We start from the raw sequence: 12,107 nt of genomic DNA on the forward strand, positions 1-12,107 counted from the left end.
ACTTATCCCGAAGCCAGTTTCGCCGCGTTCCACGACCCGCCGGGAACCTCCATGTCCTCGCGCTTTTTGCTGACACGGCTGCTGTTCTCCAGACTGTCCAGATAGTCGTCGCTGACGCTGCCGGTAATGTAGTTGCCGTCAAAGCAGGAACAGTCGAAGGCCTCGATCTCAGGGTTGCCTTCCTTTGCTGACCAGATCAGGTCGTCGAGATTTTGGTAGAACAGAGCGTCGGCGCCCAGCTCCTGCCGGATCTCTTCAATTTCTTTGCCATTGGCGATCAGCTCATGCTTGGTGGGCATGTCGATGCCATAGACATTGGGAAATTTCACCGGCGGTGAGGCACTGGCGATATAGACTTTCTTGGCTCCGGCCTCGCGGCACATCTGCACGATCTTCTTGATTGTGTTGCCGCGCACGATCGAGTCGTCGATCAGCAACACGTTGTGATCCTTGAACTCCAGCGGAACGGCGTTCAGCTTGCGGCGCACAGATTTCTGACGCTCTTCCTGACCGGGCATGATGAAGGTCCGTCCGACATAGCGGTTCTTGACCAAACCCTCTCGGTAGGGGATGCCGATTGCCTTGGCGACCTCAAGCGCGACCGGGCGGGCGCTGTCGGGCACGGGAATGATGCGGTCGATATCAAGACCGGCGGCTTCGATCTGACGGGCCAAAGTCTGCCCCATGCGCATCTGTGTTTTGTAAACCGAGACGCCGTCTAGCAGCGAATCCGGGCGGGCGAGGTAGACATATTCGAAGATACACGGCGTCAGTTGCCCTTCGACCGCCTGGAACGTGTGCATGTTGCCGTCCAGATCGATCAGGATCGCTTCGCCGGGTTTGACGTCGCGCAGCTTGTCAAATCCGTTGATGCCAAAGGCCACATCTTCCGAGGCAAAGGCATAGTCGTCACCTTTGCCATCCACATCGCGCTTGGCGACGGACAGCGGGCGAATACCGTAGGGATCGCGGAAGGCCAACATACCCACGCCGGCAACCAGACAGATCACCGAATAGGCGCCCTGAACCCGCTCCATCGTCATCTTCACACCGGCAAAGAGGTTGCGGATTGGCTCGGCGTTGCCATTCACCTTGATTGCATCGGCTACTTTGTCGGCCAGCACGTTCAGCAGAATCTCGGAATCCGAGGTCGTGCGCAGATGGCGGCTGTATTTCGCGGTCACCTTTTCACGCTGTTCAGCAGTGTTTGTGATGTTGCCGTTGTGGACCAGATAGATGCCATAAGGCGCGTTAACGAAGAACGGCTGCGCCTCGGACGCGCTGAGCGACCCTGCGGTGGGATAGCGCACATGACCCATGCCGATCTTACCCAACAGAGTTTCGGCATCCTGTGCGTTAAAGACATCCTTGACCAGACCGTTGGCTTTCTTCTCGCGGAAGAACTCGCCGTTATAGGTGACGATGCCCGAGGCGTCCTGACCCCGGTGCTGCAGCATCAGCAGCCCGTCATAGATTTCCGCAAAGACATCATGCGTCCTGCTTGCGATCCCCAAAATCCCACACATGTACGGGCTCCAACTTCTATGACGTTTTGACTAGCGGTGATGATCTGAACATCTGCAAGGGTGTACCTGTTCGCCTTGCCGCCATCCCGGCTGTTGGTGCAGACGCGCCATCGTCACGAGGGCGAGCGCGAAAGTAAACAGGGTCAGCAAGATCGGTGGCTCCGATTCCATGTCAGTTCGGCATCCACATAATGCCTTACGGGGCCTGTGTCATCAAAGGATCACAATTGATGTTTCCTACGGGTGTATTTTGCCTGTCACGGCATCAAAAGGTGACACAGGCACAGGCATGTGCTGTCATTGCGAAAGAAATGACGTTTTTAGAGAAATCAGGTTCGGTTAGGGCGTCGCCATGTGGGAACACAAGCAAGGAAAAAACAAGGATGAGCCCGTAAAGCGCCGGTGCCATCGGTGCCGTGGTATGGGACGCGCGCCTTGTCCGATCTGCAAAGGAGCCGGAGAGGTGGTCAAAAGCCGCGATATTCACGGTAAGTCGGTTTTTGGACGCTGCGATGGCTGCTTCGGTCTGAAAACCATTAGGTGTACAGTCTGCGCGGGCGAGGGCTTTGTCAGCCAATAACGGCGCGCAGAATCATAAAAACGCCCGGACAAAGCCGGGCATTTTTTTATTCGGTGGTGGCTGGTTCGGTGGTGGCCGGTTGTTCCGTGGTCTCGGTGCCGCCGTTGCAGCTTGCCACAAGCTCTTCATATTGCTGAGTGACCCAGCCCAAAGCCTGTTCCGGGTTTTGTTCTTCGATCCGGTCGCTGAACTGTTCGAACACTTTGGCCGAGCGGCTTTCGTCGACGATCGTATAGGACTGCCCAGTCATAACAGTGTCATAGACAAAGAAGGCGATGGCCACCAACAGGATGCCGCGCGCAATGCCGAAGAAGAAACCCAGTGCCTGGTCCAGTCCGCCAATGGCCGAGCGCTGAACGATCGACGAAAACAGCGGTGTAAAGATGCTGACCACAATCAGCGCGATGGCAAACACAGCGGCAAAGCCGGTGATCACCGATAATTCGCAGCTGTCGCGCAGGAAATCTCCGACCACCGGGATCTCTTTCACCAGTGGTACAGCCTGGGGCGCAAAAATGAAGGCCAGAACAGCCGCCGCGACCCAGCCCGCGATGGCCAATACCTCACGTAAAAACCCGCGCGAATAGGCCAACAAGCCCGACACGACGATGATCAGGGCAACCACCCCGTCGATTATTGTAAAACCTTCCATGGCCCTCGCCTGTATTTTTTTCTGCCCCTCAAGGCGTTACTTTAACCTGCTCCGAAGGTTTCGCCAACAAACCCCACCAAATCAGAGGGTCGGGTGAGTGTCAGACCTGCCACAGTACCGGTTTTGCCGCCCGCCGGAGCGATTGCCGACGTGAAACCAAGTTTTTGGGCTTCTTTCAACCTGTTTTCTGTCTGCGGGGCCGGTCTAAGTGCCCCAGATAACGAGATTTCTCCGAAAATCACCGTATCAGCGGGCAGAGCTGTGTCTTCTCGGGCACTCAGCAATGCGGCCGCTACGGCAAGGTCGGCGGCCGGTTCGCTGATCTTCATCCCTCCGGCCACGTTCAGGTAAACGTCCAACCCGGCAAAGGGGATGCCGCAGCGTGCTTCAAGAACAGCAAGGATCATGGCCAGCCGCCCACTATCCCATCCGACCACGGTACGGCGAGGTTGGGAATGAGGGGACGGTGCCACAAGTGCTTGTAATTCTACCAAAACAGGGCGCGTTCCTTCGATACCTGCGAACACGGCCGATCCGGGGCTGGGCGTGCCGCGTTCTGACAGGAACAGGGCCGAGGGGTTTGTAACCTGGGCCAACCCTTTGCCGGTCATTTCGAACACCCCGATCTCGTCTGCGGGGCCAAAGCGGTTCTTGACCGCGCGCAGGATGCGGAACTGATGGCCGCGCTCGCCTTCGAAATAAAGCACGGTATCGACCATATGCTCGACCACGCGAGGGCCTGCGATCTGGCCTTCCTTGGTGACGTGACCGACCATGATGATCGAAACACCGTGTCGTTTCGCAAACGTGGTCAATTCATGTGCTGCGGCTCGAACTTGTGACACCGATCCGGGGGCGCTGTCCACATTGTCCGCCCACATGGTCTGAATCGAGTCGATGATAGCCAGGCCGGGCTTTTCCGCCTCGAGTGTCGTCAGGATGTTGCGCAGGTTGGTCTCAGCAGCCAGCTGGACCGGGGCGTCTTCCAGCCCAAGACGGCGCGCGCGCATGCGAACCTGCGCACTGGCTTCTTCGCCCGAGACATAGATGGTTTTGACGCCCGCGCGGGAAAACCGCGCCGCGGCCTGCAGCAAAAGGGTGGATTTTCCGATCCCGGGGTCTCCGCCAACCAGCAGGGCCGAGGCGGGGACAAGGCCGCCACCCAGTACGCGGTCCAGTTCCTCAACCCCGCAGAGCGTGCGGGGTAGGGGCGTTTCCTCGGTGGAGAGGTCCGTGAGTGCCATGGACTGGCCACGTTTGCCACCGAGGGATTTTTTCGCGGGTCCAGCGGAAAGGGGGACGTCCTGCGAAATGGTGTTCCACTCACCGCATGCGTCGCAGCGCCCGGACCAGCGCGAATGTGACGCGCCGCAGGCCGAGCAGGAGAAAGTCGTCTTTGCCATGGGGCCTTGGTGCCCGAGGACAGGCAGTTCTTCAAGCCCTAGCGGGGTTTTCATCTCAGCCGGTGGGGGGCTGCGCCCTCAGGCCCCAATGGGACCATCGTCCGCAGCGGGTGCTGTCGCACCTATTCCGCGGCGCGGGGCGGTCGCGACATGGCAACAACGCTGGACGCATTGGGGGTCTTGTCCTTCGGCGGGGTCTGCAACTGGGCCGACAACTCGGGCAGCAGTTCAAACAGTTCATCACGCAAACGTGTTAGCTGAGATTTGGCGATGGATTCTTCCAACTCGACATCCCGCGTCCACTGGCGCAACTCGCCCTGGATCACCTGGGCCTCTGCGAGCCGTTTCTGGAACAGTTCGATCTCTTCTTGCCTCTGCTGCAGGAAGGTCCGCGCGCGATTGACCCTGACGTCGCCATAGGTCTCGGCCAGCTCGTGGCTGACTTGGCTCATCTGAGCTGCAAGCTCCAGGATCTCGGGCTCGAGCGACTGAAGGTCAGGGTGTTGTCGCAAAAAGGCCATCCGCTCTTTGACCGCGTCGAATTCGGACGACATCATGAACAGCCCTTCGCGATCGGCCGCATGGGCCATCTGATACGCGGACGAGATGTCGTGCATGTTCAGCGCGAATTTCCGATGGTTGTTTTCCAACGCCATCATCCGCGCATTGGCTGGCAGGTAGAACGCCAGCATCAGAATCAGCGCGGTCAGACCGATCTGAACGTACATCCCTGCATCGGTTACCGCGCTGTCACCGAATCCGGCCTGAATCGAGAGCCAGGGTAATACTCCCAAAGCGGACAGAAGTGTGGCTGAGACGGATAGCATTGCGGCTGAGCATATCAGGAAAAAAGTCAGTTTTAAAAAGGCATTCTGAAATTGCAATGTGATACTATGGAGGGCGGTCATGATTGACGAACTCCTTCTGGAACCGGTTAACACCAAGCCCAAGCGGAGACACCTAAAACACGCAGAATGATCCGCTGCGGACCCGTAAACTACAAATTTTTACTGCTCGAAATATAAAGATGATACTCAGATAAGCGTTTTCAATCAATTAGCTCTGAGGATTTCGTGATCTGCGTGTCATTTCGGTAATGTGACCCAGTGCGATCGAGGCCAAAATACAGGCTGTGAACAGGTAGAGGCCCCATGCGGTTTCGATGGTGGCGTAGGAAATTCCTTTGGCCAGAGTGATGTAAAGCGCGATCAGGAAAATATCGGCCATGGCCAGTTTGCCGAGGATATTCAGTGCGGGTTGAACGCGCACGTCCAGCAAGTCCCATTGGATCAGAGCAGTGCCGATGGTTTTGATATAGGGCGCGAAGAGAGCGAAGATTGTGACGATCAGCGCCAGGAAGACGTCCGATTTCCATAGCGATTGCAGGCCGGTGATGACGCTGATTTCGGACAGGCCGAAGATCGGCAGCAGACCCGCGCGCATCAACGGGGCAAACCACGCGATGGGGTAGAGGATCAGAAGCGAGAGGGTGGTGAGGCGGAGGGTCATGGCAGCCGGTCTGATGAGTTTGATCTCACTCTACGGCTGTGGGCGGTGCGTGCAAGCACGCACCTCCATCTGTTATCCTATGCGTTTCATACGTGCCATCAGATTGGTTTTCAGCACGAATTGATGGAACAGCGTGGCAGCTATGTGCAAAAGGATGAGAGCCAGCATCAGCGTTTTAAACACTTCGTGCACCTCCGCGCCCATCTGCACATTGCCGAACCAAGCGAGGGCGCCTGAGACCGGCAACAGGACCATCAGCGCATACATTGACAGATGGGTGGCGTGCGCGGCCAATTTCATGCTGGCGGTTTCCTTTTGCGGCAGCGGGGGAGCCCCGCGCGTCAGGCGCAACGCAATGCGCCACAACACAAGCGCCAGAATCAGCAGCCCACCAAACACATGAAATGCAACCATAGGATGAAAACCGACCGGCAATCCCTGTTCGACCTTTTGCCACGCCTCAGAGATTGGGTCTTCAAAGAGGAATTGAGCGGAAATCAGCAAAAAAATCACCCAATGAAGGGCTATTTGTGTGCGGGAATATGAATTGGGCATGGGGAAGCTCCGATGAACATTTAGCATGTATATGTTCAACGTGTGCCTTCAGAAAATCCGTCGATCGCAGAGAAGTTTTTGTGGTTTTTTTTGCTTTATCAGAGAGCCGAAGGATTATTTACCGCACCGCCTCAATCGGCCCTTCTGCACTCCCGCTGATGAACTGCTCCACATAAGGATCGCCCGAGGCGTCCATCTGCCCAACCGGGCCGGTCCACTGGATGACGCCTCCGTGCAGCATGGCGACGTTGTCGGCAATCGCGCGGACCGAACTCATGTCGTGGGTGATGGTCATCGCGGTGGCGCCCATCTCGGTCACGATCTCGCGGATCAGGTCGTTGATGACGCCGGACATGATCGGGTCGAGACCGGTGGTGGGCTCGTCGAAGAAAATGATCTCGGGCTCGGCGGCGATGGCGCGGGCGAGGCCCACGCGTTTCTGCATCCCGCCCGACAGCTCAGAAGGAAAGCGGTCGGCCACATCGGATTTCAGACCTACGCGGCGCAGTTTCTCGATGGCAATCTCGCGGGCATATTCCGGCGGTCGTTTCAGCGGACCGCGCAACAGGCGGAAGCTGACATTTTGCCAGACGGGCAGCGAGTCAAATAGCGCCGCGCCCTGAAACAGCATCCCGAAGCGGGCCAGAAACTTATCGCGGTCGCCCTTGGTCGCGTCCTTGCCGTTCACGTAGATCATGCCACTGTCGGATTTGATCAGGCCCAGGATACATTTCAGCGCCACGGATTTACCGGTGCCAGAACCGCCGATGATGACCATCGAAGTGCCTTTAGGGATCTCTAGGTTCATGCCTTGCAGAACCTGATTATCGCCAAATGCCTTATGTACATTCTCCATCCGGATCATAGCGAGAAGAACACCCCTGTCAGAATGAAGTTGGCGGCCAGAATCATGATGGCGGCGGATTCGACCGAGGATTTGGTGGCCCGGCCCACACCCTGCGCGCCGCGGCCCGAATCCATGCCGTAGTAGCAGCCCATGATCGCTGCAATCAGGCCGAAAGCGGCCCCTTTGACCAGCGATGAGACGATGTCACGGACTTCAAGGAAATTGACCGTGTTCGACAGGTAGTTTGCCGGATTGAAGCCCAGATTCTGTGTCGCGACCGCATAGCCGCCCGCGATGCCGATGATGTCTCCGATCCCGACCAGTAGCGGAACGGTGATCAGTGCGGCCAGAACGCGCGGAGCGGTCAGGTATTTCATTGGGTGGGTCGACAGGGTGACCAGCGCATCGATCTGCTCGGTCACTTTCATGGTGGCGATCTCGGCCGCGATGGAAGAGGTCACGCGTGCCGCGATCATCAGGCCAACCAGAACGGGGCCCAGTTCGCGTACCATACCGATGGCGACGATTTGTGGCACCACGGCCTCGGCGTTGAAACGGGCGCCACCAGCGTAGATTTGCAGGGCCAGCGCGCCACCGGTGAAGATGGCGGTCATGCCGACAACCGGCAACGACAGCCAGCCGATATTCATCAGCGCAACGATAAACTCTCGCGGGTAGTACGGCGGGCGGAAGATGTGCGAGATCGCATCCACTGAAAACAGCGCGACTTTGCCGAAGGTGGCGAACAGCGCCAGGACCGCCCGGCCCAGACCGCCCAGCAGGTTGAGCGGGTTCATTCCACGTAACCCCGAGAAAAGCGCGCGCCAAGCGAGGTGAGGATTTCATACCCGATGGTGCCCGCGGCTTCGGCCAGATCATCGACAGTCTGGTGGCCGTTCAGAATGCGCAGGCGTTCGGGGTCTTCGGGCAGGTCAGTAACGTCGACGGTGATCAGATCCATTGAGATCCGGCCAACCACGGGACAGGGCCTGCCGCTGGCAAATGTGTCAATACCGCCGCCAATGGCACGGTGCAGACCGTCGGCATAACCTGCCGCCACGGTCGCGATGCGCGATGGGCGACGGGCAATCCAGCTGTTGCCATAGCCGACGGATTCTCCGACCTCGACTGCTCGTACCTGAATGACGGGCAGATCGACTGTCACCACGGGCTTGGCGTCGGCAAAGGGCATGCCGCCGTAAAGGCCGACACCGGGGCGGCAGAAGTTGAAATGGAATTCAGGTCCCAACAACGTGCCGCCCGTGGCCGCCAGAGACCGGGGGGCGTTGACGCCGTCCGTCATCTCGCGGAAGGTTTTCAGTTGCTGGCGGTTCATCGGGTGGTCGGGTTCATCTGAGCAGGCCAGGTGCGACATGACCACCGCCGGGTTCAATGGCTCGGCCTTGGGGCGCAGTTCGGCCCATTCTGCCGGCTCCAGACCCAGTCGGTTCATGCCGCTGTCCAGCTGAATGCCAAAGGGGTGATCCGGCAGTGATTGTTGGTGGCGCAGAAATTGTTCGGGTGAATTGATCAGCGGCGTCAGGTCATGATCGCGCAGCAGGTCGGTGTCACCCTCCATATGGCCCGAGAAAACGCCAATCATCGGGCCGGGGCCAATGGCCTTTCGTACAGCGACGCCTTCTTCGGCAACGGCAACAAAAAACTTACGAACGCCTTCCTCGGCAAGGGTCGCTGACACCGGCCCAGCCCCAAGGCCATAGGCGTCGGCTTTGACCACGGCGCCGGTCTCGACATCCGTTTTAGCGTTGAGCGCCCGCCAGTTGCTGGCCAGCGCCTGAAGATTGATCGTCAAACGTGCGGTACTCATGGTGCTGTTCATGACATTGGAGCGCGGCAGGTCAAGGGGGAATACGGCAATTCTTGTGCATATCGTTGCGATACCGCGCAGCTTTTGGCCTGTGTCGCAAGGCCTTGGCGAAAAAAGGCCTTTGTGGCCGTGCACCGAGTCTCGCCATTGTGTTTGCGCTGTGATCAACTGCGGGAATTGAAGGGGACTGTCGATGCCGCTGTATTGGAGCCGAATATGTTGAACCTGACAGCTGACTACAAGGCCAGAGCCGCCGAGTTGCCGGGACTGTTTCGGGATGTCTTTACCGCGTCCGAGGGCGAGGACGAGGGGCGCGTGATCGGAGCTTTGGCGGCAGATCTTTTGAACTCGACCCCCGGGGAGGATCTGCTGGGCGTTCTGGCCTTGGACCGCGAAGTGCTGGCCGGGTGTATCCTGTTTTCTCGGCTTCACTATGATCAGGATCCGCGTCAGGTGTTCCTGATGTCTCCGGTGGCGGTGCGGACCGATCGACAGAAATCAGGGGTCGGTCAAAAGATGATCGGTTTCGGGCTAGAGCAGCTGCGCCTGCACGGTGTGGATTTTGTCGTGTCCTATGGCGACCCGGCCTACTACGGCAAAACCGGGTTTCAGCCGATGACGGAAGCGGACGCCCAACCGCCCATGCCGCTGAGTATGCCGCATGGATGGATCGGGCAATCTTTGAGGGGCGGTGAGACGCCAATTGAAGGCCCGTCGCGCTGTGTCAGCGCGTTCAACAGGCCCGACTTGTGGTAATCAATAACTCTCGATCTGGCCGTCCTGCTGCCAGGGTTTGACCAGATTGCCAAAACGGGTGAACTGCGCCTCGAAGGATAGTTCCACCGTGCCGATGGGGCCGTGACGCTGCTTGCCGACGATAACTTCGGCTTTGGCGTGCAGGCGCTCCATGGCCTGCTTCCACTCTTCCATCTTTTCCAGCTCGTGATCACCGGGTTTTTCGCGTTCCTTGTAGTATTCTTCGCGGAACACGAACATCACCACGTCGGCGTCCTGTTCGATCGAGCCCGATTCCCGCAAGTCGGACAGTTGCGGCCGCTTGTCGTCGCGGCTTTCGACCTGACGCGACAGCTGGGACAGCGCGATGACGGGGATGTTGAGCTCCTTGGCGATGGCCTTCATGCCCATCGAAATCTCGGCGATTTCGTTGACCCGATTGTCGGCCATGCCACGGCAGAGCTGCAGGTAATCGATCACCAGCAAGTCCAGCCCGTGGGTTCGCTTCAACCGCCGCGCGCGGGCGGCAAGCTGCGAGATCGGCAGGGCAGGGGTGTCGTCAATAAACAGAGGGCAGGCTTCCAATTCCTTGGCCGCGTCCACAAAACGGCGGAACTCGGCCTCGGTCATGTCGCCCTGACGGATTTTGTGCGAGGATATCTCGGAAGCCTCGGCCAGGACCCGGCCAGCCAACTGTTCGGCGCTCATTTCCAGCGAAAAGAACCCGACTACGCCGCCGTCAATCGCGCCTTCGCTGCCGTCGGGTTTGGTGCCACGCTTGTAGGCTTTCGCCACGTTGAAGGCCACGTTGGTCGCAAGTGAGGTTTTCCCCATCGACGGGCGACCGGCCAGGATGATCAGGTCAGACGGGTGCAGGCCACCCAACTGCTTGTCCAAGTCGGCCAGACCGGTAGAGATCCCCGCCATGCCACCTCCGCGCTGGTATGCTTCATTGGTGACGTTGACGGCTTCTGTGACCGCCTTGAGGAAGGATTGAAATCCCTGTTCAGTCTGGCCCTGCTCGGATAACTGATAAAGCTGTTGCTCGGCTTCGACGATTTGTTCTTTCGGCTCGCTGCTAACATCAACCCGCGCGGCCTTGTCCGAGATATCCCGGCCCAAGCGGATCAGTTCGCGCCGGATCGCCAGGTCATAAATCATCTGCGCATAATCATGCACAGCAAAAGCGCTGATCGAGGCACCCGCCAGTTTGACCAGATATGCAGGGCCGCCCAGTTCCTTCAGGCCCTCATCCTCGGCCATGAAGGATTTCAGCGTCACCGGAGAGGCCAGCGCATTCTTGGCGATGCGGTTGGCTGCAACCTCGTAGATACGCGCATGAACCGGGTCATAGAAATGTTCCGACCCGATGATCGAAGCCACACGATCATAGAGATCGTTGTTGGTCAGAATTGCGCCCAGAAGCTGCTGTTCGGCTTCAATGGAATGCGGCATGGTATCGGCATTCTGAATTTGCGCCGCTGCCTGCTCGATGCTGCTTATCTCGTTCATTTTGTCCCCGCTGCCCACGGTGTTCTTTACACGCGTCAAGGCCGTGTCGGCTATCTGGAAATACCTGTGGCTAACTGTGGGTAAGGCCTTGGGATAACTATTGCAGACGCCGTGGTGCCAGAATGGATGTGGTTTATTATGTAGGATATCGGTCGGATGTCACTACATATTGTTTGCCCGCACCCGATTCTAACGCAGTTATCCCCAAAAGACCCACAGCAAGTTTACGCGGGTTTATGCGCGTCCTGCCAACCGCGCGGGTCGTTCAGAAAGGCCTCGACGCCATCAAGTGTCTCTTCGTCAAAGGCTTTCTGCGCCTTGGCCTCGGCCAGAACATCCCACCATGTGCACAGGTGGTGCAGTTTTACACCATGATCGCCGAGGGTTTTCTCGGTCTCGGGGAAGATGCCGTAGTAGAAAATCACAGCCGTATGCCCACAGGTCGCGCCGGTCTCGCGGATCGCATCCACAAAGGACAGTTTCGAGCCGCCATCGGTGGTCAGGTCTTCGACCAGCAGAACACGCTCCCCTTCGCTCATCGCGCCTTCGATGCGGGCGTTGCGGCCGTAGCCTTTGGGCTTTTTGCGCACATAGGTCATCGGCAGGGCCATGCGTTCGGCAACCATTGCCGCGAAAGGAATGCCAGCAGTCTCACCACCGGCGATATTGTCGAACGCCTCGAACCCCGCATCGCGCATCACTGTGACCGTCAGGAAATCCATCAGGGTGGATCGGATCCGCGGGTATGAAATCAGCTTGCGGCAGTCGATATAGGTCGGGCTGGGCAGGCCGCTGGCGAGGGTGAAAGGCTCGCGCGAATTGAAATGCACAGCTTTGATCTCCAGTAGCATCCGCGCGGTCAGGCGGGCGATTTCAGTGCTATCGGGAAAGGAACTGGGGATCATGGCGGGACCTCGGATCTGAATGACATTGCGGGCTGATAGCCTGACCCTTGACCCA

General features: G+C 58.3%; 12 protein-coding genes. 1 reads left to right on the top strand and 11 read right to left on the bottom strand.

Translation table 11 applies throughout. The features are described from left to right. Positions 1-2: 2 nt before the first annotated feature. The 9 genes from purF to alr all read right to left on the bottom strand — a co-directional run bounded on the left by purF (position 3) and on the right by alr (position 8,900). Positions 3-1,526 (bottom strand): amidophosphoribosyltransferase, encoded by a 1,524-nt coding sequence (gene purF / locus AC2FEE_RS15225; protein WP_496866175.1) that lies wholly within the window; start codon positions 1,524-1,526, stop codon positions 3-5. Positions 1,527-2,152: 626 nt separating this feature from the next. Next, on the bottom strand, positions 2,153-2,758 hold the full coding sequence (locus AC2FEE_RS15230) for a CvpA family protein (protein WP_496866176.1): 606 nt from the start codon (positions 2,756-2,758) through the stop codon (positions 2,153-2,155). A 41-nt stretch (positions 2,759-2,799) separates the two neighbouring features. Then, positions 2,800-4,161: a DNA repair protein RadA gene (gene radA, locus AC2FEE_RS15235; RefSeq protein WP_496866177.1), complete on the bottom strand. Its 1,362-nt coding sequence runs from the start codon at positions 4,159-4,161 to the stop codon at positions 2,800-2,802. Between the two features lie 122 nt (positions 4,162-4,283). Beyond that, the gene (locus AC2FEE_RS15240; protein ID WP_496866178.1) at positions 4,284-4,988 is read right to left on the bottom strand and encodes a DNA repair protein; all 705 of its coding nucleotides are present in this window, start codon (positions 4,986-4,988) and stop codon (positions 4,284-4,286) included. Positions 4,989-5,217: 229 nt separating this feature from the next. After that, positions 5,218-5,670 (bottom strand): paraquat-inducible protein A, encoded by a 453-nt coding sequence (locus AC2FEE_RS15245; protein WP_496866179.1) that lies wholly within the window; start codon positions 5,668-5,670, stop codon positions 5,218-5,220. A gap of 72 nt (positions 5,671-5,742) precedes the next feature. Continuing rightward, positions 5,743-6,225 (bottom strand): cytochrome b, encoded by a 483-nt coding sequence (locus AC2FEE_RS15250; protein WP_496866180.1) that lies wholly within the window; start codon positions 6,223-6,225, stop codon positions 5,743-5,745. 118 nt (positions 6,226-6,343) lie between these two features. After that, the gene (locus AC2FEE_RS15255) at positions 6,344-7,090 is read right to left on the bottom strand and encodes an ABC transporter ATP-binding protein (RefSeq protein ID WP_496866181.1); all 747 of its coding nucleotides are present in this window, start codon (positions 7,088-7,090) and stop codon (positions 6,344-6,346) included. After that, positions 7,087-7,869 (bottom strand): MlaE family ABC transporter permease, encoded by a 783-nt coding sequence (locus tag AC2FEE_RS15260; protein ID WP_496866182.1) that lies wholly within the window; start codon positions 7,867-7,869, stop codon positions 7,087-7,089. The genes AC2FEE_RS15255 and AC2FEE_RS15260 overlap by 4 nt, the downstream gene beginning before the upstream one ends. After that, entirely contained in the window at positions 7,866-8,900 is a 1,035-nt protein-coding gene (gene alr, locus AC2FEE_RS15265) for an alanine racemase (RefSeq protein WP_496866183.1), read from the bottom strand. Before alr ends, AC2FEE_RS15260 begins: the two co-directional genes overlap by 4 nt. 216 nt (positions 8,901-9,116) lie before the next feature. Here alr and AC2FEE_RS15270 point away from each other — a divergent pair, with 216 nt between their 5' ends. Further along, positions 9,117-9,656: a GNAT family N-acetyltransferase gene (locus AC2FEE_RS15270; RefSeq protein WP_496866184.1), complete on the top strand. Its 540-nt coding sequence runs from the start codon at positions 9,117-9,119 to the stop codon at positions 9,654-9,656. Here AC2FEE_RS15270 and AC2FEE_RS15275 read toward each other — a convergent pair whose 3' ends face one another. Together AC2FEE_RS15275 and AC2FEE_RS15280 are read right to left on the bottom strand one after the other, a co-directional pair. Beyond that, positions 9,657-11,147: a replicative DNA helicase gene (locus tag AC2FEE_RS15275; protein WP_496866185.1), complete on the bottom strand. Its 1,491-nt coding sequence runs from the start codon at positions 11,145-11,147 to the stop codon at positions 9,657-9,659. Positions 11,148-11,371: 224 nt separating this feature from the next. Next, a complete protein-coding gene (locus AC2FEE_RS15280; RefSeq protein WP_496866186.1) occupies positions 11,372-12,052 on the bottom strand; it encodes an orotate phosphoribosyltransferase in 681 nt (226 codons plus the stop codon). Positions 12,053-12,107 lie beyond the last annotated feature (55 nt).

This window comes from Ruegeria sp. YTSC199, assembly GCF_059609725.1.

Coding starts and splice junctions, on each gene's coding strand:
- AC2FEE_RS15280 (WP_496866186.1), bottom strand. CDS start 12,052: ATGATCCCCAGTTCCTTTCCCGATAGCACTGAAATCGCCCGCCTGACC.
- radA (WP_496866177.1), bottom strand. CDS start 4,161: ATGGCAAAGACGACTTTCTCCTGCTCGGCCTGCGGCGCGTCACATTCG.
- AC2FEE_RS15260 (WP_496866182.1), bottom strand. CDS start 7,869: ATGAACCCGCTCAACCTGCTGGGCGGTCTGGGCCGGGCGGTCCTGGCG.
- AC2FEE_RS15255 (WP_496866181.1), bottom strand. CDS start 7,090: ATGATCCGGATGGAGAATGTACATAAGGCATTTGGCGATAATCAGGTT.
- purF (WP_496866175.1), bottom strand. CDS start 1,526: ATGTGTGGGATTTTGGGGATCGCAAGCAGGACGCATGATGTCTTTGCG.
- AC2FEE_RS15275 (WP_496866185.1), bottom strand. CDS start 11,147: ATGAACGAGATAAGCAGCATCGAGCAGGCAGCGGCGCAAATTCAGAAT.
- AC2FEE_RS15240 (WP_496866178.1), bottom strand. CDS start 4,988: ATGCTATCCGTCTCAGCCACACTTCTGTCCGCTTTGGGAGTATTACCC.
- AC2FEE_RS15230 (WP_496866176.1), bottom strand. CDS start 2,758: ATGGAAGGTTTTACAATAATCGACGGGGTGGTTGCCCTGATCATCGTC.
- AC2FEE_RS15250 (WP_496866180.1), bottom strand. CDS start 6,225: ATGCCCAATTCATATTCCCGCACACAAATAGCCCTTCATTGGGTGATT.
- alr (WP_496866183.1), bottom strand. CDS start 8,900: ATGAGTACCGCACGTTTGACGATCAATCTTCAGGCGCTGGCCAGCAAC.
- AC2FEE_RS15245 (WP_496866179.1), bottom strand. CDS start 5,670: ATGACCCTCCGCCTCACCACCCTCTCGCTTCTGATCCTCTACCCCATC.
- AC2FEE_RS15270 (WP_496866184.1), top strand. CDS start 9,117: ATGTTGAACCTGACAGCTGACTACAAGGCCAGAGCCGCCGAGTTGCCG.